Origin of the sequence: Psychromicrobium ferritrahens, assembly GCF_043789415.1 — a bacterium.
Lineage (GTDB): Bacteria > Actinomycetota > Actinomycetes > Actinomycetales > Micrococcaceae > Renibacterium.
The window spans coordinates 1,430,559-1,454,751 of the sequence record NZ_JBDLLW010000001.1; the positions used below are offsets into that span (position 1 = coordinate 1,430,559).

Annotated in this window: 15 protein-coding genes and 2 riboswitches; of the genes, 8 read left to right on the forward strand and 7 right to left on the reverse strand. The window is 62.5% G+C overall.

From position 1 onward, the window contains the following. The first annotated feature begins 53 nt into the window (after positions 1-53). From ABDK06_RS06645 to ABDK06_RS06680, 8 genes are all read left to right on the forward strand, one after another. Positions 54-554, forward strand: coding sequence for a low molecular weight protein-tyrosine-phosphatase (locus ABDK06_RS06645; protein WP_394940180.1), 501 nt, complete (start codon positions 54-56; stop codon positions 552-554). Further along, positions 547-2,679 (forward strand): aminodeoxychorismate synthase component I, encoded by a 2,133-nt coding sequence (pabB, locus tag ABDK06_RS06650; protein WP_394940182.1) that lies wholly within the window; start codon positions 547-549, stop codon positions 2,677-2,679. The genes ABDK06_RS06645 and pabB overlap by 8 nt, the downstream gene beginning before the upstream one ends. A gap of 528 nt (positions 2,680-3,207) precedes the next feature. Beyond that, positions 3,208-3,570, forward strand: coding sequence for a DoxX family protein (locus ABDK06_RS06655; protein ID WP_394940184.1), 363 nt, complete (start codon positions 3,208-3,210; stop codon positions 3,568-3,570). Between the two features lie 55 nt (positions 3,571-3,625). Then, positions 3,626-4,531 carry an aminodeoxychorismate lyase gene (locus ABDK06_RS06660; RefSeq protein ID WP_394940186.1) on the forward strand — a complete coding sequence of 302 codons (906 nt, stop codon included), beginning with the start codon at positions 3,626-3,628 and terminating at the stop codon, positions 4,529-4,531. A gap of 37 nt (positions 4,532-4,568) precedes the next feature. After that, positions 4,569-6,428, forward strand: coding sequence for an ABC transporter ATP-binding protein (locus tag ABDK06_RS06665; RefSeq protein ID WP_394940187.1), 1,860 nt, complete (start codon positions 4,569-4,571; stop codon positions 6,426-6,428). 103 nt (positions 6,429-6,531) lie between these two features. After that, positions 6,532-6,663: riboswitch (SAM riboswitch) on the forward strand. A 35-nt stretch (positions 6,664-6,698) separates the two neighbouring features. Next, entirely contained in the window at positions 6,699-6,902 is a 204-nt protein-coding gene (locus tag ABDK06_RS06670) for a DUF1737 domain-containing protein (RefSeq protein WP_394940188.1), read from the forward strand. Further along, positions 6,899-7,300, forward strand: a complete 402-nt coding sequence (locus tag ABDK06_RS06675; RefSeq protein WP_394940189.1) for a rhodanese-like domain-containing protein — start codon at positions 6,899-6,901, stop codon at positions 7,298-7,300. Before ABDK06_RS06670 ends, ABDK06_RS06675 begins: the two co-directional genes overlap by 4 nt. Next, positions 7,297-8,490 carry an O-succinylhomoserine sulfhydrylase gene (locus ABDK06_RS06680; protein WP_394940190.1) on the forward strand — a complete coding sequence of 398 codons (1,194 nt, stop codon included), beginning with the start codon at positions 7,297-7,299 and terminating at the stop codon, positions 8,488-8,490. Before ABDK06_RS06675 ends, ABDK06_RS06680 begins: the two co-directional genes overlap by 4 nt. 59 nt (positions 8,491-8,549) lie before the next feature. Here ABDK06_RS06680 and ABDK06_RS06685 read toward each other — a convergent pair whose 3' ends face one another. The 7 genes from ABDK06_RS06685 to ABDK06_RS06715 form a co-directional block, all read right to left on the reverse strand. Next, the gene (locus ABDK06_RS06685; protein ID WP_394940811.1) at positions 8,550-10,025 is read right to left on the reverse strand and encodes a UDP-N-acetylglucosamine 1-carboxyvinyltransferase; all 1,476 of its coding nucleotides are present in this window, start codon (positions 10,023-10,025) and stop codon (positions 8,550-8,552) included. A gap of 160 nt (positions 10,026-10,185) precedes the next feature. Further along, positions 10,186-10,968 (reverse strand): energy-coupling factor transporter transmembrane component T family protein, encoded by a 783-nt coding sequence (locus ABDK06_RS06690; RefSeq protein ID WP_394940191.1) that lies wholly within the window; start codon positions 10,966-10,968, stop codon positions 10,186-10,188. After that, the gene (locus ABDK06_RS06695; RefSeq protein WP_394940192.1) at positions 10,965-12,440 is read right to left on the reverse strand and encodes an ABC transporter ATP-binding protein; all 1,476 of its coding nucleotides are present in this window, start codon (positions 12,438-12,440) and stop codon (positions 10,965-10,967) included. Before ABDK06_RS06695 ends, ABDK06_RS06690 begins: the two co-directional genes overlap by 4 nt. Positions 12,441-12,445: 5 nt before the next feature. Continuing rightward, positions 12,446-13,060, reverse strand: coding sequence for an ECF transporter S component (locus ABDK06_RS06700; protein WP_394940193.1), 615 nt, complete (start codon positions 13,058-13,060; stop codon positions 12,446-12,448). Positions 13,061-13,098: 38 nt separating this feature from the next. After that, positions 13,099-13,210: riboswitch (TPP riboswitch) on the reverse strand. Positions 13,211-13,311: 101 nt separating this feature from the next. After that, positions 13,312-13,572 (reverse strand): DUF4235 domain-containing protein, encoded by a 261-nt coding sequence (locus tag ABDK06_RS06705; RefSeq protein ID WP_394940194.1) that lies wholly within the window; start codon positions 13,570-13,572, stop codon positions 13,312-13,314. A 9-nt stretch (positions 13,573-13,581) separates the two neighbouring features. Next, entirely contained in the window at positions 13,582-14,070 is a 489-nt protein-coding gene (locus ABDK06_RS06710) for a hypothetical protein (RefSeq protein ID WP_394940195.1), read from the reverse strand. 6 nt (positions 14,071-14,076) lie between these two features. Then, a complete protein-coding gene (locus ABDK06_RS06715) occupies positions 14,077-24,048 on the reverse strand; it encodes a DUF7507 domain-containing protein (protein WP_394940196.1) in 9,972 nt (3,323 codons plus the stop codon). Positions 24,049-24,193 lie beyond the last annotated feature (145 nt).

Genomic DNA, 24,193 nt, shown 5'->3' on the forward strand with positions numbered 1-24,193 from the left:
ATCGAAGCAGCGGTCGCCCTCCGGCCAGGCGGCGGCGTGAGTACAGTGGAGTTATGACATCTCCGTACCGCATCATCGCTGTGTGCACCGGAAATATCTGCCGCTCCCCGATGGCCGAACTGATGATCAAGCAGGCTCTGCAACAGCATTTCAGTGAATCTGCGGTTGAACTGGACTCCGCCGGGACCACGAGCGGTGAGCAGGGAAATCCGATCGACCCACGAGCAGCCAGCGTTTTACGCCGTCATGGAATCAGCGAGTCGGGGCAACATCGGGCCAGAAAGATCCGCACGGAGGATCTACAGCGCAATGATCTGGTGCTGGCTCTGGATACTGATCATGCTGCTTGGCTGCGGCGTCAGTGCTCCCCGCAAGACAGCTCGAAAATCCATTTGCTACGAGAGTTCGACCCTCAGGCCGCTCCGGACGAATGGGGAATCGCAGACCCTTGGTACGGCGAGCTAGCTGATTTCGAGCAGTGCTATCAGCTGATCGCTGCCGCGCTTCCAGGCATCGTGGAACAGGTTCGCTGCTCAGTGGCCGGTCATGTCTGAGCCACCACTCACCGGCACGTCGCAGCGTTCGACGCGCAGACCGCTGCTGATCGCCATCGATGGCCGCTCCGGGGCAGGTAAGACCTCACTCGCGCTGGAGTTGGCGTCATTATTACGTGAACATCGAGAGGTTTCGCTCTTCCATTTGGAGGATGTCTACCCTGGCTGGAACGGCTTAGCGGCCGGCGTCGACCGTTATGTGCAGACCGTGCTGACCCCCTTAAACGAGGGAAGGGATGCGCGGTGGATCAGCTGGGATTGGCAGAACCACTTCGACGGCGCGGTGCGGGAGACAGCCGCCGCCCCGATCGTGATCGTGGAGGGCGTGGGAGTAGCACATTCCAGCGCCGCCGCTTTTCTCGATGTGGTGATCTGGGTGCACGCTGCGGACTCCGTTCGCAAAGAACGTGCGTTAGCACGCGATGGCGAGAACTACGCTCCCTACTGGGATCGTTGGGCGGCCCAGGAGACCGAGCTGCTCATTCAGCACGACCCTGCGGAAACAGCCGCGATCCTAGTCGATTCGGCCGCTGGTTCCACTCCTGTAGAGCCGACTGATGTGCTGCTTGCGCTGTGCGCCCTGCCTGAATTGAGTGGGCTGCTGGCGCCGGAGATCTCGGCGGAGAAGGAACACCGTTTGCGGGCCAGCAGTATGCCTTTCGAAGGCGATACCCTCGGTCTTTTCACTACCCTTTACGGTTCAGCAGAGCATTCCGTCTGGCTGGACAGTTCCGATGCGGCAGCGGCCAGCGGCAGGAATCGCTTCTCGGTGATGGCGGACGACGACGGCCCGCTCGGCCAATACGCCTGGCACAGCTCCGGAGTGACCCGGCAGAGTTTCCGCGGGGTTGAAGTGAAGATGACGGAGCCCTTCTTCCACTGGCTGGACAGGCGCTGGGGGTCTCGCCAGCCGGGAGCCGATCCAGTGGTAGAACGAATTCAGGGCGAACGCCCCGGAGTCGAGGCCGAACTCGGAGATCGAGGCTTTAAGCTGGGCTGGCTGGGATATCTCGGCTATGAGCTGAAACGGGAGACCGGCGGCACCGATCATCAAGAGCGCTCCAGCCAAGTGCCCGACGCCGCACTGATCTTCGCCGGTCGCGCCGTCGTGGTCGATCACCAGGAGAAGCAGCTCTGGGCCCTCAGCCTTGGCCCTGACCAGGATCACTGGGCCGAAACCGTGCAGGCTGCCGCGCGTTCGACGAGCACCCTAGCTGAAGCGGCACCCGAGCCGGCAACCGGACCGCCCACCGTGGCAGCGGCTCCCCGGGTGCGTGACGACGTCACTGCTTATAAGGCCAAAATCGCCCTGGCACAGGGGCAGATTGTGGAGGGTAACAGCTACGAAGTCTGCCTGACCACGGCTGTTGAATTCGAAGTCGACGCCGAGCCGCTGGTTCTGTACTCTCAGCTGCGCCGCACGAATCCGGCACCTTTTGCTTCGTATCTGCGCTTCGAGGGACTTGCTGTGCTGAGCAGCTCACCTGAGCGGTTCCTCAGTGTCAGCGGCGATGGCGCGCTCACTGCGGAACCGATCAAGGGCACCAGGCCACGCGATGTCGATCCGGTGAAGGATGCTGCACTCCATGATGAACTAGCTCATTCCGCCAAAGATCAGGCGGAGAACGTGATGATCGTCGATCTGATGCGCAACGACCTCTCGCATTTCGCCGAACCGGAATCGGTCAAGGTCAGCAGGCTCTTCGCGGTGGAGAGCTACGCTAGCGTGCATCAGCTGGTGAGTACCGTGGAGGCCCGGTTAAGGCGCGGGGCTTCTCGGGCGGAGGCTGTGTCAGCGGCTTTCCCCGCGGGCTCAATGACCGGGGCTCCGAAGATCAGCACAATGAACATTCTGGACGACCTGGAATCCCGGCCACGGGGTGTTTACTCCGGTGCGATCGGGTATTTCTCTCGCGATGGCAGCTGCGATCTTTCGGTGGTGATCCGCACGCTGGTACTTCAGGGCACGCTTATTGACGGCGGCGCTGCGAGCCGCTGGTCGGCCAGCCTAGGAGTCGGCGGGGCGATCACCGCTGATTCGGTGCCCGAAGAGGAGTGGCAAGAAGTGGGTGCCAAGGCGTCCGGTGTGTTGCGGGCGCTGGGGCTGGAGTTTCCGGCGGGGTAATTCGCGCGGGGAGGTTGGCATGGCGCGGTTGGCGCGGCGCGATTGGCGCGGAAGTACTGCGAATCACCAACTTGGACAAAGGGACACGGTCTCGGCCTCCGTTGAATAAGTAACTGAACCTAGCCCCAAAGGAATAATGCCACCTCTCAGCTGGGATCCGGTCAAACAACTGGAAAACCTGAAGAATCTCTGATCCTCCGGGCAACGGAGATTGACCCCTAACTACATGCCGGCGATCAATCCAAGTAACCAAGCCAGGCATGAGACCCTCGAGGTGGTTGGTAGGAACTCACAATAGTTCCTACCAACCACCTCATTCATTGCCCTCGCCCCGTTCCTTCCGATTCGGTCTCGGTCAACGCATCGAACCTCAATAACCAACAAAACTTTCCAATCGTCATCCGGAAAACCTGAAAGCAGAAGAAACCAAAGAATACGAACTACTGAACACGGTCGATGATCTCTCCTCCCCACCTACCCCAGGCATAAAATGACCCCGAAGGCTTCGGCACGCCCAAGGAGAGAATCATGAACATCGCACTCTGGATCGTCGCTGGACTGCTCGCCCTGGCCTATTTGGGAGCGGGCGGCGTCAAGATCATCCAACCCAAAGAAAAGCTGGTCGGGCAGATGGGCTGGGTGGAGAACGCCTCCACTGGCTTGGTGAAGTTCGTCGGTGCCGTCGAAGTGCTCGGCGCTATCGGGCTGATCCTGCCGCAGCTCACCGGCGTCGCACCGATTCTCACCCCGCTGGCCGCCCTTGGCCTGGTACTGATCCAGATCGGTGCCATCGTGGTGCATATCCGCCGAGCTGAAATCAAGAACCTGCCGGTGAATATCGTGCTCTTGCTGCTTGCCGCCTTCGTGATGGTGTTCCGCTTCGCTGGCTAAAACTCAACCAATAAACCTGAGCGGCTCAGGAACCAAAAACCAGTACGCTGAATTCATGCCCAGCACTTCATCGCCCAGTACTCCCTCATCAACTCAGCTCGTCTTTATCGACCCAGCTTTCCCTGCCGGGCGACTTGCCGATGCCAGCCAGCCCCAACTATTGGCCACTGATCTAGGCGCCACTCGCGGTGATGGCATCTTCGAGTCCCTGCTCGCGGTCGCCGGAAAGCCCAAAAAACTGTCTGCCCATCTGAGCCGGCTGGCCTCTTCGGCGCGTTTTCTCGAATTGGACATCCCCGGCGAGGAAGCCTGGACCGCAGCGATCGACACCGGGTTGAAAGCCTTCGACCAGCCGGAGGCCGTGGTCAAACTTCTGGTCACCCGGGGAATTGAAGGCGCAAACCTGCCGACCTCCTGGGTTCAGGTCTCCGCGGTACCCGAACTGGGCAAACAGCAACGCGAGAAGGGCCTCGACGTCATCCTGCTCGACCGAGGTTACGACGCCGATCTGGCACCGCGCGCGCCCTGGCTGCTGCTCGGCGCCAAGACGCTCTCTTACGCGGTGAACATGGCAGCACTGCGGTACGCGCACCAGCAAGGTGCCGACGACGTGATCTTCACCAGTGCCGACGGCCGCGTACTGGAGGGCCCGACGTCGTCCGTGCTGATCGCGAAACGGCACGGCAAGACAAAGCAACTGATCACCCCGCAACTCGATTCAGGCATTTTGCCCGGCACCACCCAGGGCGCGCTGTTCGCCGCGGCGCAGAAGGCGGGCTGGGAGCTCGGCTACGGCCCCTTGGTGCCGCAGGATCTTTTCGAAGCGGATGCGGCCTGGTTGATCTCCAGCGTCCGGCTGCTGGCTCCGATCAACCGGATCGATGGTAAAGAAATCGGCACGGTACAGAATCAGGCCGAGCTCACCGCCGAACTAAGCGAGATCTTAGCCGGTACTGAATGAACTGGCACCATCAGATACCACAGGGAACGGCTCCGCGATGAGCGGGATCCGGCCGCCCGGAGCACGAGGCCGGCTCAGCGGCGGGGACGAAGACGCACAGCGCGCGATCAATGCCCAGGCTCCGCAGATCCCGCACCTTTTCCGCAGGGTCTACGGGCTTTTCGCACCGTATCGTCGCTCGCTGATCCTGACCGCCGTCCTGGTGCTCGTCGGTGCGGCACTCACCGTGGTGCCGCCGCTGCTCACCCAGCGCGCTTTCGATGACGGGCTGTTCCCGCGCTCGGGTAAACCCGATCTGGCAGCACTGACCTTGATCGTCGGTGTGATGATCCTGGTCTATATCGGTTCGGCCCTGCTCAGTGTCTGGCAGACCTATCTGACCGCTTCAGTGGGCAACCGGGTGATGGGAGCCCTGCGGGTCAAGCTTTTCGGTCACCTGCAAGCGATGGATCTGAGCTTCTTCACCCGGACCAAGACCGGGGTGATCCAGTCCAGGCTGCAGAACGACGTCGGAGGCGTCGCCAGTGTGCTCACCAATACTGTCTCCGCGGTGCTCGGCAATACCGTGACCGTAATCGCCGCCTTTGTCGCGATGCTGCTGCTGAACTGGCAGCTGACAGTGGTCGCCGTCGTGCTGATGCCGATTCTGGTGATCGCGCAACGCAAAGTGGGCAAGATCCGGGCCAAAATCGCCACCCAGACCCAGGAATCGCTCTCCGAGATGTCCGCGATCACCCAGGAGACCCTGAGCGTCTCAGGCATCCTGCTGGCCAAGAGCTTCAATATGCAGAAGGCCGAGATCGATCGTTACTCGGCAGAAAACCGCAATCAGATCGGGCTGCAAGTCCGCCAGGCGATGAGCGGACAGTGGTTCTTCGCCATCGTGACTATTTTCCTCTCCTCGATTCCGGCAATCGTCTACCTCGTCGCCGGTCTGCTGGTGGACAACGGCTTCCAAGCGATTACCGCGGGTACTATCGTGGCCTTCACCACGGTCCAGGCGCGTCTGCTCTTCCCGCTCACCAGCTTGATGCGGGTTGCCCTCGACCTCCAGACTTCGGGCGCCCTCTTCGCCCGGATCTTCGAATACCTGGACCTCAAACCCGCCATCGCCGACAGCCCGGGGGCAGCCCCGCTAAGCGATCTGCGGCAACTGGGCAGGATCAGATTCCAAGAGGTCAGCTTCGCCTACCCGGATGCTCAACCCGGGGAGCGTCCGACCTTGGATAAGGTCTCCTTCACTATTGAACCCGGGCAGTTCGCCGCCTTCGTGGGCTCTTCTGGCGCGGGTAAAACCACCATTTCCTATCTGATTCCCCGGCTCTACGAAGCCACTTCCGGTCGTATTGAGTTCAGCGGTATAGAGGTGCGCGAACTGCTTCAGGATTCCCTGGTGGCGCATATCGGCATTGTCAGTCAGGAAACTTATCTGTTCCACGCCAGCATCGCCGATAATCTGCGCTACGCCAAGCCCGGAGCGACTCAGGACGAACTCGACCGGGCCACCCAGCAGGCCAATATCTACTCGACCATCATGAGCTTCCCTGAGGGCTTCAACACCTTGGTCGGCGAACGCGGTTATCGGCTTTCAGGCGGCGAGAAGCAACGAATCGCGATCGCCCGAGTGCTGCTGAAAGACCCCGCCGTGCTGGTTCTGGACGAGGCCACCAGCGCATTGGATTCGATCTCAGAACGAGTGGTGCAATCCGCGCTGGAGACCGCCTCACAGGGCCGCACCACGGTGGCCATTGCGCATCGACTGTCAACGGTGGTCGGTGCGGATGTGATCTTCGTGGTGGAACAGGGCCGAATCGCCGAACAGGGTACTCATAGAGAACTGCTCGCACTGAACGGCCGCTATGCCGCACTTTATGCTGAGCAAGCCAGACAGGCCTGAGCTCAAGACCCTGGCTCTGCTAGCCGACGAGGTCGAGCTGGTACTGCGCAATAAAGACATCATTTTGCCCGTCAACGCCACGCCATGTGTTAGCTTTGCGATGAGTAACGAGCGCCAGCACGCACTTTGGCCGAGGCCGGGTGCACTGCCCTGACTTGCTGGCCGGCAACCCTCGATTCCGGTGGGGTGCCTCAGGTGAATACTCGGCAACGTGAACGGGTTGCAAGCGTGGAGTTGCTGCGGCTTGCGCCTCAGGCAAAAGGAGAACAAATGGCTGACGCCCCCTTGACCTACCGGCTTCTGACCGGCCCCGATGATCATAGTTTCTGTCAGCGGGTCAGTGATGCGATCGCCGAAGGCTACCTGCTCTACGGCAGCCCCTCAGTGACGTCCAACGGCGGCCAGGTGATCGCCGCCCAGGCCGTGGTGCTCCCCGGTTTTAACTCCGCGACTGATGGGGAGGCGGCACAATGAGTTACGCCGGTGATCTGACCCCTGAGGAAGCCTGGCAGAAAGTTTCCGACGGCGCCGTCTTGGTGGATGTGCGGACCGAAGCGGAGTGGCAATTGATCGGCGTCCCAGACACCGCTTCACTCTCCGTCGAACCCCGTTTCGTGCAGTGGAACCTCGCCGGAGGGGTGTGGAATCAGGCCTTCTTGGATGAGCTCAAGGCCGCCGTGCCGGCCGATGCGGACATCGTTTTTCTCTGCCGTTCTGGCGCTCGCTCGGTGTCCGCCGCTGAAGCGGCCACCGAGGCCGGGTTCACCTCTTTCAATGTGCTGGAAGGCTTCGAAGGCGTCCCGGATGCCTATGGCGATCGCACCGTGAACGGCTGGAAGAACCGCAAACTGCCCTGGAAGAAGGGCTCATGAGCTTCAATCCGCTGGCCGGCGGCTGGTCCTCCGATACCCAGGCGGTCCGGGGCGGCCTGGACCGCACCGGCTTTCAGGAGACCTCCGAGGCGATATTCCTGAACTCCGGTTTCGTCTACGAATCCGCCGAAGCCGCGGAAAGGGCTTTCACGGGAGAGGACGAGAGATTCGTCTACTCCCGCTACGGCAATCCGACGGTGGCCACCTTTCAGGAACGGCTACGGCTCTTGGAAGGAACCGAGGCCTGCTTCGCTACCGCCTCTGGAATGGCCGCGGTCTTTGTGGCACTCGGTGCGCTGCTGGCTCAGGGGGACCGAGTGGTGGCTTCCCGTTCGCTCTTCGGATCGTGCTTTGTGATCTTGAACGAGATTCTGCCGCGCTGGGGAGTCGAGACGGTTTTTGTGGATGGCCCCGATCTGGAGCAGTGGCGGGAAGCTCTTTCGGTGCCGGCCACCGCTGTCTTTTTCGAATCACCGTCGAACCCCATGCAGGAGATCGTTGACATCCGCGCGGTCTGCGAACTAGCGCATGCCGCCGGAGCCCAGGTGGTGGTCGATAATGTCTTCGCCACGCCTTTGCTTCAGCGCTGCACGGAGCTCGGCGCCGACGTCGTCGTCTATTCGGGTACCAAGCACATCGACGGCCAGGGGCGGGTGCTCGGCGGCGCGATCCTGGGCAGCCGGGAATTCATCGACGGCCCGGTCAAGCAATTGATGCGGCACACTGGCCCTGCACTGTCCTCGTTCAACGCCTGGGTACTCACCAAGGGGCTGGAGACCTTGTCACTGCGGGTCAAGCACTCCTCGGCCTCGGCACTGGCCCTAGCTGAGTTTTTGGAGCAGCAGCAAGCCGTGGAATGGGTCAAGTACCCATTGCTGGCCTCGCACCCGCAGCACGAACTGGCTGCCTCGCAGATGAGCGCGGGCGGCACCGTACTCACCTTCGCGCTGAAAGGCGGGAAGCCCGAAGCTTTTGCCCTGCTGAATGCCCTGCGGGTGATCGATATCTCCAATAACCTCGGTGATTCGAAATCCCTCATCACACACCCCGCGACCACAACGCACCGCGCGATGGGCCCGGAAGGCCGGGCAGCCATCGGACTGAGCGACGGCGTGGTGCGGCTCTCGGTGGGGCTGGAGGATCTAGACGATCTGCAGCGGGATCTGGAACTGGCCCTCGGGCAGCTCTAGAGGCAATCGCCTCAGCACCACTTTTAGCTCATAAAGTGATGCTGAAGCGAACCGGTGGATCAGTCCTGGAAGTACTCGATCTCAGCGCCCAGGGTGTTGAGCCGCTCAGCGAGATCCTCGTAACCGCGTTCGATCACGTAGATATTGCGCAGCTCCGAAGTCCCCCGAGCGGCCAGCATGGCCAGCAGAATGCAGGCGGCCGGGCGCAGCGCGGGCGGGCAGCCCACTTCGGCTGCGCGCCAGCGGGTGGGGCCTTCGACGTCGATCCGGTGCGGGTCGAGCAGCCTCACCCTGGCGCCCAAGCGGTTCAGTTCGGTCAAGTAGATCGCGCGGTTCTCGTAGACCCAATCGTGGATCAGCGTGCTGCCCTCGGCGCAGGAGGCGATCACCGCGAAGAAGGGCAGATTGTCGATGTTCAGCCCGGGGAAGGGCATCGGGTGGATCTTGTCCGGCGCGGCCTTGAGCTGGGAGGGCAAGGTGGTGATGTCCACCAGGCGGGTGTGGCCGTTGCGCGCCACATACTCCTCGGAAGCTCGGTACTGGAAGCCCATCTGCTCCAGCACGGAGAGCTCGATCTCCATAAACTCGATCGGCACCCGGCGGATCGTCACCTCGGAACCGGTGACGATACCCGCGGTGATCAGGCTCATCGCCTCGATCGGGTCCTCCGAGGGAGCGTATTCGATATCTGTGTCGATCCTGGCCTTGCCCCGGATGGTCAGCGTGGTGGAGCCAATGCCCTCCACCTCGACACCGAGCCCCTGTAGATAGAAGCAAAGATCCTGCACCATGTAGTTCGGGCTGGCATTGCGGATCACCGTGGCACCTTCGCGGTGCGCCGCAGCCATAATCGCGTTCTCGGTCACGGTGTCCCCGCGCTCGGTCAGCACAAAGGTCCGGTCTTCCAGGTCAGCGGCGGGGGCCTGGACGGCGTAAAAACCGTTATGTGCCTCAACGGAAAGGCCGAACTGCCGGAGCGCCTGCATATGCGGCTCGACCGTCCGGGTGCCCAGGTCGCAGCCACCGGCGTACGGCAAACGGTAGAGCTCGCGCTCGTCGAGCAGCGGCCCGAGCAGCATGATCACGCTGCGCGTGCGGCGAGCGGCCTCGACGTCCATCGATTCGAGATCCAGCACCGCTGGGCGGCGGATTTGCAAGTCGTTGGCGTTCAGCCAAGTGCACTCGACGCCGATCGAGGTCAGCACCTCGACGATCCGGTTCACCTCTTCGATCCTGGCCAGACGACGCAACGTGGTAGTGCCGTGGTTCAGCAAGGAGGCACAGAGCAGTGCCACGCCCGCATTCTTCGAGGAGTTGACGTCGACGACGCCGGAAAGCTGATGCCCGCCGGTAACCCGCAGATGAGTCATCTTCGTGGAGGCCGTGCCACCAACGTTGACGATACTGCGGCCGAAGATGGTCTCCATCCGTTGGATCATCCGCAAGCTGAGGTTCTGCTTGCCCTGTTCCATCCGGGCCACGGCGCTCTGGCTGGTGCCCAGCTCCGCGGCCAGCTGGCCCTGCGTCCAGCCCATCTCAATCCGGGCATCACGGAGCAGCTGTGCAACGGATTCTGCGGTTTCCTGAATGTCAGTAGTCACACAAAGAAAATATCACAAAACGCATATCAATGACTAATACTTGAAGAAAATCCTGGTCAGCAGTGCTTTGTAGTCGATTTATGCGATAAATTTCTCAACGCGCCCACACCACGTTCCAGGCTCCCCAGGCCACGGAGACAGCGATGGCCAGCGCCGAGACCGCAACCCCGTAGCACAGGATCAGCAGATCTCTTGGAGAGAAGCTGCTTTCCCTGGCCCAGGTTCGTGCTTTACCACCGAATCCCCTGGCCTCCATAGTGACCGCCAGCCGGGTGGCCCGGCGCACCGATTGAATGAGCAGTGCCATCGCCTGCCCCAGATTGGCCTTCACCCGGCTGAACAATGAGCCGCTCGCCCCCACCCCGCGGGCTCGGCGCGCCATGCTCAGGGTCTGCCACTCCTCCGCCATCACTCCGACCAGGCGCATCGCCGCCAAGGTACCCATCACGAAACGCGGCGATAACCGCCATTTCTGGGCGAGCGCCGTCGCCAGATCGCTGGGATCGGTGGTGAGCACCAGGATCGCCGCAGGCAGGGCGATCGCCAGCCCGCGCACCCCGATGGCAACTCCCGTGGCCAAGGACCCTTCACTGATGCTCAAGTAACCCCAGTCCATCAGCACGCGTCCGGAATCCGCTGCGGCCAGCGCCGTCCCCCAAGCGGCCAATAGCAGCGCAATGATGACCGGCCAGATCCGCCGGAAGAGCGTCGCCCAGGAGACTCCGCTGAGCGGGAAGACCGCAAGCAAGCACAACAGTACGATGCCGCCGGAAACCCAATCCACTGAGAGCGCCAGCGAGAGGGTCAGCAGGAACACCGCACTCAATTTGCTGAGTGGGTTAGCTTCGGCCAGCCAGCCCCCATGCGTTATCTTCATAATATTTCTCGCTCGGCGGAGTTCGCTTCTGCGAGCCGAAAACGCCTGCTGCCGAGGGCTTGCAGGAACTGTTCGTCATGCGTCACTGAGATGACGGCGCTCCCCGTTTGCAATGCCGATCGGAGCAGTTCAACGAGCGCCCGCCAGGTGAGCGCATCCTGCCCGAAAGTCGGCTCATCGAGAATGAGCAGCTGCGGCCTGGCCGCCATCACGGTAGCCACCGAAAGCCTGCGCTTCTGCCCACCGGAGAGTGTGAAAGGGTTCGCCTCGGCCAGTTCTGTCAGCCCCAGCCCATCCAATAATTCATCGACTCTCGCATCGGTTTCCGCCTGGCTGCTCCGACGGCCCTGGTGCCGCAGCCCGAAAGCCAACTCATCCCGCACATTCCCGGTGACGAACTGGTGCTCCGGCTCTTGGAAGACGTTGCCGATCCGGCTGACCAGTTCCTTGGCCTTCCACTGCCGGGGGCGGGAGTCCAGCCCAGCCGACAGCCCGGGTTCCGCGTGCAGCAGCCCCGAGACAGGTTTCAGCAAACCGCCCAGGGTCAGCGCGAGGGTGGACTTGCCACTGCCGTTCTTCCCGGTGATGGCGAGAGCTTCACCCGAGTTGACCAGCAGCTCCAGGCCTTCAGATACGGCAATTCCCCGGCGTCCGACTCCCAGCGACCGCGCGCTGAGTAAAGCCTCACCGGGCGCCGCCGCAAAGGGCTCGACACGCGGCGGGTGATCCGGCACCCAGATGCCCTGTGCCGCCAAGGCTTCGCCCTGGCGGCTGAGCACCTCCGCTGGGACGCCGTCCGCCACCAGCTGGCCAGCCGAGTTCAGCACCAGAATGCGATCAACGTGATGCTGCCAGATTTCCACCCGGTGCTCCACCACGATCAGGGTCGCCGAGCGGTCCGCCAGCGCCGAGACCACGGCGTCCCGCACCTCGAGCACGCCTTCCGGGTCCAGATTGGCGGTCGGCTCGTCGAGCAGGATCACTCCGGGATGCATGGCCAGGATCCCAGCCAGGGCCAGTCGCTGTTTCTGCCCGCCCGAGAGCGCACTACTGGGATGGTTCATCGGCAGCTCAAGGCCCACCGCGCGCAGTGACTTCTCGACCCGCGGCCAGATCTGGTCCGGTGCCACCGAGAGATTCTCCGCGCCGAAGGCCACATCGTCACCGACCCGGGGCAGGATCACCTGGGTCTCCGGGTCCTGCTGCATCAGACCGGCCCTGCCACGACTCGCTCTGGGGTGGGCGCCGTCCAAGGTCAGCCTGCCGACCTCCTCAGCTTCGCCGTCGCCGAGCACCCCGGCCAGGGCATGGAGCAATGTCGATTTACCCGAGCCCGAAGGACCGAGCAGCAGGACCCGTTCCCCAGGTTCGATCGAGAAGTCCAGCTCTCGGAGCACCGGCTGAACTCGGTCGGCCCGGTTGAAGGACCAGCCCTCAGCGCTCAGCCGGGCGGCTCTGCGAACCTCGGTCATCGCCTTCAGAAGCTCGGCTCCCGGTGAGCATTTCTGGCACCCAAGCTGGAGAGCGCACCGGTGCGAGCCAGGCCCCGGGTCGCCAACCAGGAGAGCGCTCCGGCGATCAGCGCACCGGAGATCATGCAGAACACCAGGTAGACGGCCTTGAAATCCGCGGTGTATTCGATGTTCCAGCCCCAGGGCAGGAAGCAGTCGTTGATCCCGCAGAGCAGGCCAGCGGCAGCACCTGCGAGCACCGAGACGGGCAGTTTCCAGGAGCGGTAGCGGAAGGCCGCGAAGACCAGTTCGGCCCCGAGGCCCTGCAAGATTCCGGAGAGCAGCACGGTGCCGCCGTAGGGCGACCCCGCGAGCAGTTCACCCATCGCGGCAACGGTTTCACAGAACAGTGCGGCTCCAGGTTTGCGGATCACCAAGCCGCCGAGCACCGCCGGAATGAACCAGCCGCCGGACCAGAGGGCGCTGAGCGGCGGGTAGCCCGCGGAGAGCACACTGATCCCGGAGGCCAACGCCGACCAGGCCCAGAAAATGACGCCACCCGCGACGGCGATCACTGCGGCGACCACGATATCCACTACCCGCCAGCGGTAGCCTGTGCTGCTTGAAAGAGTGCTGGTCATGATTCCTCCTTTTCAGGAGGGGCGACGTATTCCCACACGCCGAAGAGCGCTCGACTCCCTTCGCCGGTACTAACCGGATCAGGTTCGAGGGTCTGCGGTGATCCGCACTCTCAGCGCCCACCGGATGGCGGCGCTCCCCTGTCGTTACTTTGCTGTGTAAGTTTACACCCGCTTAACCCACATCGAGTGTGCAGATCTACATCTTAAAGAGGCTTCAAAACGTGTAGATCTGCACACTCGACGGCTAAGTCTCAGGTCAGATCGCGGGACTTATTGAACTTGGCTATCGCGCGTTGCGCGCCACGACCGGTCAGGGTCTGAATGATCGCCGCCACTGTCGCCGAGACGATGGCGAAGGTCAGTGCGGACCGCAGGCTGTGTTCCAGGTTCTCCCCGTCCTTGGGCGGGGCGTTCCCGGTGGTCTTGGTCCACACCGTGTCCACCAGTTTGTTCGCGGCGAAGCCAGCGCCGAAGCTGATCCCCGCGGCCAGAAGTTTGAACAACAGATTCATGGCTTCAGCCTACTTCAGAGTTCCGGCCTGCGCGGTCAGAATGCAGTTGACCGGCTGTTGATAACTCAGCTGGGCACTGACTTGCCAGGCTTTGCTCTCGCCCGGCTGCACCGCTCTGAGCACTGCGACGCCGCGCGCCATCACGTCTGAGCTCGCGGTAGCCCAATCCACTGTGACCACTAGGTCAGCGGTTTGCGACGTCGAATTCGTCACCTTGCCATTGGCAGTGACCGGGCCGGCTTTGCTAGAGCACTGCGCCATCGTGGTGCTGGAGTGAATGCCTTTGACGCCCTCCAACTGAGGTATTTCCGGCAACTGCGGTGAGATCAGCCCCTGGGTCGCCTGGCTCACCGAAGCCGACGGCGTCGTACTGGTCGGGTTCTTGGACTCGCCCGGAGTGCAAGCAGCCAGCGCCAGCGGCATGAGCAATAGCGCAGCACCGAGGAGCCGCAGACGTTTAGCCTTCAAAACAAGATCATTTCCAGCTGGGTGTTTCATATTCTCCTAGGATTTGTTCCGACGGCGATATGCGCCGAGAACCACCAATAAAATGCCGATCAAGAGCACTGCGCCGCCCAGCCCGAAGAGCCAGATATTGTCGACCCCCGTATTCGGCAGTGGCTTGACCTTGGCATCCAGCGAGGTCTTAGTGCTCGACGGCGGTGAGACGACCGGCGGGTTGCCGTTACTGCTGCCTCCGGTAGCGGTCGCGGTATTGGAGACAGCCCCCGCCAGCACATCCGCTGCGGTGATCCGGTAAGGCTCAGAGCTACAGGTCACTGAACTTCCCGGAGCGAGTACCGGGACCGAGCAGTTGACCCTGACTCCGGCTCTGCTGAGCATCTGGTCGATCACCGAGACCTTGAGCAAGGTGGTGTTACCGGTGTTGCTCAAGGTGAAGCTGTAGCTGATCGTGTCCCCGGCGTCCTTGCGGCCGTTGCGGTTAGCGTCCTGCACCGCACCGGCCTTCTTGACCAGTTGCAGCCCGGGAGCGGGGTTCAGGTTCTCGGTCACCGAATCCGGGTCGCTGACGATCGGCTTGCCGTCCGGCGTCTTACCACTCGCGGTCGCGGTGTTCTTGACGCTGCCAGAGTCCACGTCAGCTTGGGTCACCGGGTAACTCGCACTGCAGATCGTGCTGGCCCCGGCGGCCAAGCTGGTCTCCGGGCAGCTGACCTTGACCAGCGGATCGTTCACCACGACGCCGGTCACGGTTCTGGTGCCGGTGTTGCTGACCGTGAAGAGGTACTCGATGGTGTCCCCGGCGTCGAGCTTGCCGTTCCGATTCAGATCCTTGGTGCCACCGATCTTCTTCTGCAGGCTCAGCCCGTCCCTCACGGTCAGCAGCTGGGTCGCCGCGGATTCCACCGAGTCGATCGTGGTGTCACCGAACTGCGCCGAGGCCTGTGCCGTGTTGACCACCTTGCCAGCATCGGCATCCGCCTGGCTGATGGGATAGCTCGCCGTGCAGTCCACGCTGGCACCCGGCGCCAGGTCAGTGCTCGGGCAGGAGATCCGCACACCCGCTGCGGCCAGCTTGGCATCGGCAACGCCGACTCCGGTCAGCGAAACGTTGCCGCTGTTCTTCACCGTGAATCGATAGTCAATGCTGTCTCCGGAGGCCAGTCGGCCGTCGTGGTTGAGGTCGTGGGTGCCCGTGATGCTCTTGACGAAACTCAAGGCGGGCTTTCGATCGAGGACCACCGTGTCAGTGGCTTCCGCCGGAGGAACAGTGCTGTTATCGGGTTTGACGCCGTCGACTCTCGCGGTATTGACGATGCTCCCGTTCTCGATGTCCCGCTGAGTGATGGTGTAGGTTCCAGAGCAGTTCATCGAGGCACCCGGCGCGAGCAGCGTTGATTCACAGTTCAGCTGGCCGGCCAGCATCGGATCTTCCAGTGCGATCCCCTTGATGCTCACCGATCCGCTATTGCTGATCGTGAAGTTGAACTTCACCGTCTCTCCCACGTCGATCTGGCCGTTGTTGTTCGCATCGACCGGCGCCTCGTGGGTCTTCTTGAGATTCAGCGCCGCATCGTTCGCGGTCGGGGTATTGACCGAATCCACGCTGCTCAGTTCGCTGTTATCCGGAGCCGTCGCGGTGGCGGTGGCCCTATTGATGGCCACCCCGGCATCCACGTCTGACTGCTTGAGGGTGTATACGCCCGAGCATTCCAGAGTCTTGCCCGGCTCGAGGGTCGCCACGGTGCAATTGAGTCCCGGGAGCAGCTCGTCGACCACCTTGACATTCTTCAGTGTGGTGTTGCCCTGATTGCTCGCCACCAAGGAGTATTTGATCTGATCGCCGGTATCGGTTTTGCCATTGGCATTGACGTCCACGATGCCGGAGACGGTCTTCTGCAATTCGAGTTGGTTGTTCCGCAGCAGGGGTTGTTCCACGCTCGCCCGGGGCGAGGTCACGGTCTGTGTTCCACCGGAACCGGGGATCGGCGCACTGGCGGTGGCGGTCGCGGTGTTGATCACCTCACCGGCGTCGATGTCGGCCTGGGTCAGCGTGTAACTGCCTTCGCAATCCACGCTGGCTCCGGGCTGCACATCTCCCGTCGGGCAACTCACGCTCACCCCGGTCAGCTGCTCAACGATCTGCGGGTTGCTCAGCGTCAGAGTGCCGATATTACTGACCCTCAACAGATAGTTCACCGTGTCCCCGGCGTTGATACCACCGCTGCCGTTGCTGTCCTGCACCGATTTGACGGATTTGACCAAGCTCACGGCGGGGTTGGAGTCTGTCGGCACGGTCACCGTTGATGGCGGGGAGGTCTTCTCGCCGTCTGGTCCGGTCGCTTTTGCGGTGGCGGTGTTCACTATCTTGCCGGCATTGACCTGAGCCTGAGTGACGGTGAGGCTTCCGGTGCACTCGGCGGTTTCTCCCGGGTTCAGGGCGTTCTTATCGCAGCTGGTATTTGTCACCAGTGGGTCGTTGATCTTGACGTCGCTGACCCGAGTGTTTCCGGTGTTGGTGACCACAAACTTGTAAGTCAGCGAATCGCCAGCATCGGTCAGAGTATTACCGTTGACATCGCCGTGGCTTTGCAGGGTTTTCAGCAGGCTCACACTGCTCGCTCGGGGAAGCGGAGTGGTCACTTCGTTGCTGTCGGCATTGATCTCGGGACGGCCCAGGGGAGGCGTCCCCGCCACTCTGGCCCGGTTCACCAGCTGACCGGCGTCGATATCGTCCTGAGTCAGGGCGTAGATGCCTTGGCAGGTGATCGACTCGCCGGCGGCCAAGGCGCTCTTGGGGCAGTTCACCGCCGGGAGCTTCGGATCCGAAACCACGACATTGTCCAGGCTGGTGTTACCGGTGTTGATGACGGTGAAGGAGTAGGCCACCGTCTCTCCGACATCAGGCAGATTATTGCCGTTAGAGTCCTGATAGTCCTTGCCCGCCTGCTTCACCACTGCCTTGCTGATCACCAGCTGGTCCGCCGCAGCGAGCGGCGTCTCGGTGCTGCTGCCGGGTGAGACGACGTCGGAGCCATCGGTTGCTTTCCCCGTGGCGGTAGCGGTGTTTCTCACCACGCCGTCGTCGAGGTTCTGCGCTGTGATCGGGTAGTTCGCGGCGCACTCCGCCACTCCTTGCGGAGCCAGCGTGGTCACCGGGCAACTGATCGTGGCCGCGGGAATCAAAGGATCGGCGACGGCGATCGAGTTCACCGTCGTGGTGCCCAGGTTGGTCACCGTGAAGGTGTAGGTGATCGTTTCACCGGGGTCGATCTGGCCATTGTTATTGGCATCTCGCGGAGCCCCGGCCTTTTTCAGGATGCCGAGCCTGTTGTTCGGAGCGATCGGCACCACCACTTCATTGCTCGGCGGCGAGGTGACCGGGACGTCGGTCCCGGGTGGCGTCGCGGTAGCGGTGGCGGTGTTCTTCACTGAACCGGCGTCGACGTTCTGCTGGGTCAGCGTATAGCTGCCGCTACACGTGGTCGATTCACCCGCCGGCAGGTCTGCGACCGGGCAGCTGATCGGAGCGCTGCCGAGCAGCGGGTCGTTGATCGCCAACCCCTTCATAGTCACGGTTCCGGTGTTGCTGACCTTGAAGGAGTATTCAATGGTGTCACCGGCGTCGACGAAGCCGTTGCCGTTGACGTCCACCGCAGAGGCGGCGCTCTTCTCTACCGTCATCCCCACTGTCGGGCTGAGTGCTGTGCTCGTCTGGTCGATGTTGGACTCCACTGTCTTGCCGCTGGGGTCCACGCCACTGGCGGAGGCGCTGTTTTGCACGCTGCCGCTGTCCAGATCGGCGGCGGTGATCGTGTAGTCCTTGGTGCAGACCATGCCCTCACCGGCGATCAGGACGTCCTTCGGGCAGCTGATCCCGTTCATAATCGAGTCAGCGATCGCCAGGAAATCGATGGACACATTGCCCTGATTGCTCACCGTGAAGGTGTAGCCGATCCGATCCCCGGCATCGACCCGACCGTTGCTGTTTGCGTCCTGTACCGGGCTGGCGGCTTTGTCGAAGCTGAGTTGGGCCTTGGCCGGGATCGGCGTGGTCACCTCACTGCCTGGTGAGGTGGTGCTGCCGCCGCCCGGCGTGCTGCCGCTGGCCGTCGCGGAGTTGAAGACAAAACCCTTATCGACGTCCGTTTGTTTCAGGAGGTACGAACTGGTGCAGGAAGTGCTCGCGCCGGGCGCCAAGGTGGGGGCCGGGCAGCTCACATTCTGAATCAGCCCGTCGTTAACCACGACGCCGGTCAGCGTGGTGGTCCCCGAGTTGGTCACCACAAAGGTGTAGGGGATGCTCTCACCGGGATCCATCAAGCCGTTGCCATTGGCATCGTTCCACTGACCGGCGGTCTTCTTAATGGTCAGGGAGTTCTGCTGCGGCACAAGCACCGAAGCGGTGGAATCAGCGGAGCCGACGGTTCCGCCATAGGGGTCCTGGGAACTGGCACTCGCCGTGTTGTCCACTTTGCCAGTGTTCACGTCGTCCTGAGTCAGGGTGTAACTTCCGGTACAGCTGGTGCTGGCCCCGGGAGCCAGTGTGTTCACCGGGCAGGTCACCGTGCCGATCTTGGGATCGATGACCGAGAAATCGCTCAGCGTGACGTTGCCGTCGTTGCGCAGCTCGAAACGGTAAGCGACGGTGTCGCCGACGTCGATCCGGCCAGTGCCATTGCTGTCGGCGGGAGCATTCGCTTCTTTGTCCAGGCTCAGCTTGCCTTCGCCGTGAGCGTCGACAGTTGCGGAGTCCTCAGGGGAAGTGATCGGATCTCCCGAGGGCGGGGTGGCGAAGGCCTTCGCCCGGTTCAGGATGGTCCCGGCATCGATATCCGCTTGGGTGATGGTGTACTGCGCCTGGCAGGTGGTCTCTTCACCCGGCTGTAAATCGGTCACCGGGCACTGCACCGAACCCACCAGTCCGTCGTTCACGCCCAGCAGGTGCAGCGTGGTGTTTCCGGTGTTCTTCAGCTTGAAGGTATAGGGCACCACATCTCCGGCCCGCACCGAGGTTCCACCGTTTTGATGCTGGATCGCCCCGGCGGTCTTCTCGAGCGAGAGACTGGGCAGCTGAACCAGCGGGACGTTGGCGGTATCCGGCAGGGATTCCACCGCGCTGTTATCCGGCGCGGTGCCGGTCGCGGTGGCCACATTATTGACTTCACCGCGGTTGAAATCCCCGGTTTGCAAGGTGTAACTGCCCTTGCAGGTCGCGCTCTGGCCGGGATCGAGCTGGCTCAGATCGCAGCTCACCGCGGTCACCAGCGGATCGTTGATCGCGAGGTTCTTAATGGTCACCGTCGAGTTGTTCTTCACCGTGAAGGTGTACTCGACGCTGCCACCCGCTCCGACCGTGCTCTGGCCCGGCGCCGGCTGTGGCGGTCCAGCGGTTTTCTGTAGCGTCAGCTCGGTCTGCGGCAGGATCGGGGTGGTGGTGCTGTCCTGCGGTGAGTCGACGGCGGTGCCAGTGGGATCCGTGGCGGTGGCGTGAGCGGTGTTCTGCACGGCCCCGTTGTTCACATCGGCCTGGGTCAGGGTGTAGGTAGCGGTGCACAACCGGGTCTGCCCCGGAGACAAGGCTCCGGCCGGGCAGTTCACTTGGCCGACTTTGGGGTCGCTGATCGACAGCCCGCTCAGCGTGAGCGCGCCGTTATTGCTCACCTCGAAGGTGTAGGCGATGGTGTCGCCCGCGTCGGTAACGCCATTGTTGTTGACGTCGGTCGGCGTAGCGGCCCGCTTGTCGAAGGTCATCGAGGCCACCGTGCTGGTGGGCGTGGTCACCGAGGACTGGTTGGAAGTCACCGGGCTACCAGCCGGGTCCTCGGCGTGAGCGGTGGCTTGATTGACCACTTTGCCGGCGTCGACATCGGCCTGCAGGATCTCGTAGCTCGCGGTGCAGGTCGCAATGGCGCCGGGAAGCAGCTCGGTGACCGGGCACTGTACCGAACCAGCCTTCGGATCACTGATCGACAGGGTGTTCAGCGCGACAGTGCCGGTGTTGCTGACCGTGAAGGTGTAAGGGATGAAATCGCCGTGGTCGGTGCGGCCGTTGTTGTTGTTATCGATGACTGCCCGGGCTTCTTTCAGCAGGCTCAGGCTGCTCAGCTGCGGAATCGGCACGCTCTTGCTCGACTGGTCAGAAGCAACCTCGGGGCGCCCGCCTTGCGGTGTGCCGTAAGCGGTGGCGATGTTGTTCACCACCCCGGCATTCAGATCGTCCTGGCTCAGGGTATAGCTGCCGGTACACGTCACGCTGCTTCCGGGGGGCAGCGCGCCAGCTGGGCAGCTGGCGCTGAGCTTATCGTCCTGAATCCGCACCGACTGGAGAGTTGAGGTTCCGGTGTTCTTGACCACGAAAGTATAGGGAATCGTATCCCCGGCGTTGATCTTGCCATTGCCGTCGGAGTCCACCGAGCCGGTCGAGTCCTTGACCAGGCTGAGCGAATCCAGCTGGCTGATCGGGGTGGACGTTGTGCTCGGGCTCGAAGTGGTCGCTTCACGCCCCGGAGGAGTTCCGGTTGCGGTGGCCGAGTTATCGACTGCCCCGGCGTCCACTTCGGCCTGGGTGATGGTGTGGCTCGCTGTGCAGTTGACGGAGTTCCCTGGCAGCAGGGTGGTGGCCGGGCACTGCAGTCCGGTCACTTTGGGATCGGTCACCAGCACCCCGCTGAGTGTGGTGTTTCCGGTGTTGGTGACCAGGAAGCTGTAGCCGATGGTGTCCCCGGCGTCGATCCTGCCGCTGCCGTTGGAGTCCAATGGCGCACCGGCGCTCTTTTCGACGGTGATGGCATCGAGCAACGGAAGGGCTTTGGAGTCGGTGGATTCGTTCGAGGTCACCGTGCTACCGCCGCTCTTCGCGGTGGCCGTGGCGGTGTTGTCCACTTTGCCGGCGTCGAAATCGGCTTGGCTCAAGGCCAGGCTACCGGTGCAGCTGGTCGATTCACCCGGTGCCAGGGCAACGGCTGGGCAGCTGATTCCGGGGATCTTCGGGTCGCTCACCGCGACGGTATCGACCGTGACGTTACCGGTATTGGTCACCGTGAAGCTGTAGTTCAGGCTATCCCCCGCGCCGCTACGGCCATCGCCGTTGCTATCGGTGAGGTCTCCGGCCTTCTTCAGCAGGCTGATCTTCGGCGTCTGAGTAATCGGCAGGTTCGTGGAATCATCCGCCGAGTTCACGTCCTGGTTCTGCGGGTCCTTGCCATTGGCGTGCGCGGTATTCCGAACGCTGCCGGAGTCCACATCCTCCTGGGTGATCAGGTAGCTGCCGGTGCAGGTCACTGTTTGCGAGGGTGCCAGGGTGGTAGCTGGGCAATCCACGCGACTGACCTTGCTATCCGCTACGTTGATGCCGGTCAAGGTCAGCGGGCCGGAGTTGGTCACCACGAAGGTGTAGGGAATCTGGTCGCCTTTGCCGATCACGCCGTCGCCGTCGCTATCCACCGGGGTGCCTTGCTGCTTATCGAAGGTCAATGAGCCGACCCCGGTGAGTGGCGTATCGGTGGTGCTGGGTGAAGAGGTCGAGCTGGTGTTGTCGGGTTTCGTCAGCGTACCGGTAGCCGAGTTGTCCCGGTGTCCGGCGTTCATATCGCCCTGAGTGATGGTGTAGTTCGCGGTGCAGGTCACCGAATCGCCGGGGGCCAGCGGAGCCAGCGGGCAGCTGATGGCGCCGAGCAGCGAATCGGCGACGGTCGCTTTGCTCAGCATGGTGGTTCCGGTGTTTCTGAAAGTGAAGCTGTAACCAATCGTGTCACCGGCATCGAGTCGTCCTGAAGCGTTCGCGTCGACCGGAGCGCTCGCGGACTTATTGAAGTCAAAGCTGGAGATCTGAGGTAGCGGCTTGCTCGCTGTCGAGGTATTCGATATCACCGCCTGGCCACTGCTGTTCTTGGCATTGGCGGTGGCGGAGTTATCCACTTTGCCGACGTCGAGATCGCTCTGCTTCAAGGTGTAGTTCGCGGTGCAGCTGGTCTTGGTTCCGGGTGCGAGGGTGCTCACCGGGCAGTTCACCCCGGGGATCTTGGCATCGCTGATGCTCAGCGTCGTGAGGGTAGTGGCGCCGGTGTTTTCGACGTCGAAGGTGTAGCCGATGGTGTCACCGGCATCGGTGCGGCCAGAGCCGTTGGCATCGGTGATCGCGCCGGCGGTCTTGGTCAGCTTGAGCGTGCTGGAGGTGTTGATTGGAGTGGTCACCTGGCTGGGTGGCGAGGTGATCGCGGTTCCACCGGGAGGGGTGCCGCTCGCGGTGGCGCTATTGGTCACCGAGGCCACGTCGATATCAGCCTGGCTGAGTTGGTAGCTACCCGTGCAGGTCACCGTGGCATTGGCCGCGAGCGTGGCCACCGGGCAGGAAACCGTGCCGATCTTGGGGTCGGCCACCGAGACCGAATTCAACACCGTATTACCGGTGTTGCGCACCAGGAAGCTGTAGAGCTGGGTATCCCCGGCGTCCACCCGGCCGGAACCATTGGTGTCCTGCAGCGCACCCGCTGTTTTAGTCACGGTGAGCGCCGGATTGAGCAGCACGGTGTTCGTGGTGGCGGTGTTGTTCGCCGGAACGTGATCGAACTCATTGCCCGAGACAGTAGCGGTGTTGGTCACGGTGCTGCCTGGAGCCGCGGCAGCCGCGACGGTGCCATTGACCGTGATGGTCTGGCTGGCACCGACGGCGAGAGTGCCGATCGGGCAGCTGATCGTCTGACCGTTGACGGCGCAAGCCGCACCACCGTCGAGCTGCGCAGAACCACCGGTAATACTCGACGGCAGGACATCCACGGCGGTCACACCGGTGGCGGCTTGCGGCCCATTATTGGTCACCGTGAGCTTGTACTGGATCGGGCTGCCGGCCACCGGGGTCTGGGTCACCAGAGCTTTGGCGATCTGTAAATCCGCAGCAGCAGCCACCAGGGTCTGCACGGTCTGCGAGGTGGAGGTCTTGACCGTATTGGACAAGGTATCGCGGTAGTTCATCGTGGCCTTGTTATTGATCTCACCGGCCGCAGCAGCCGCGGTCACCACGACACGGAAAGTCGCAGTAGTACTCACCCCGGGTTCGAGGGTGCCGCCAGCGCTGGCCGTTGCGCCGGTCCCCAGCCTGAAGGTGACCGTTTTACTGCTCGCAGCATATTCCGCCCGGTCGTCAGCGGCAGCATCAGTGAAGGATCCCGCGCCGGCACCGGAAGAGATCTTGAGCGAACCGGGCTGGTACTGAGCTCCCGCCGGAACGACGTCCTGCAACACCGTCTCCGGCGCATTGAGCCCGCCGCCATTGTTGACCGCGACGCTGTATTCCAGCACGTCGCCGACCTTTGCCGGGTTATTGCCGTTCAGGTTGGTGACGGTCTTATTCGCGATCAGGCAGGCGGCGTTGCCGAATTGGATGGCGTCCAGGAAGTTGCCGACGCTGGCGTTCCCGCCAGCCGACGAGATCGCCTCGAACTGGAAGCGCGTGGTGGTCTGACCGGCCGGAACAGTATAGATTCCGCTGTACTTGCCCCAGGCTGTATTACCGTCGCTCAGCCGCTGCTGCTGGATGGGATTGCTCGTGGTGCCGATCTTGACCGCCATCACATCAGTGCCTTGCCTGCCCCTGTGGGCCAGTGACCACTGGATGGTTTGCCCGGGAGTGGTCGGAATGTCCTGATAGAGCGCAGAAGCGAAGTTGGCGTTCAGCTCGACGAACTGACTACCCGATGAAGCGGGCACACCGTTGAAACCACTCTTCCAGAACTCGATCAGGCCGTCCGAGGCCGTGGTCTTCCAGCCAGGCACCGAGGATTGTGCGAAAAGCCCCCAGTTACCCGCCAAGACCGGTTGTTCAAAATCACCGTTGCTCAGGGTGATCGGAGTGGGGCAGCTGGTCGGATCCTGGGTGGCCGGCGGTGCCGCTAAGGGCGCTGGATCTGCCGGTGCCGCCACCGAGTTCTCAATCGTCGGAGTCACCAGGGAGGCCCCGAGCGAGAGGGTCAGCACGGCAATGGAGGCGACGACGGTGTGCGCCGCGCGTTTCACGATTGACCGGTTCCGAGAAGTAAAAAGCTGGCCGCTGAAAGGCGTTCTCCGCGCACTAGAAGTGCTGCCAGCCCGCTGATTTCGTGGTGTCATCTGCCCTCGTCCGTCTCTGCGTCTGATCTCCCCCACGAGCCTCAGCTACCTG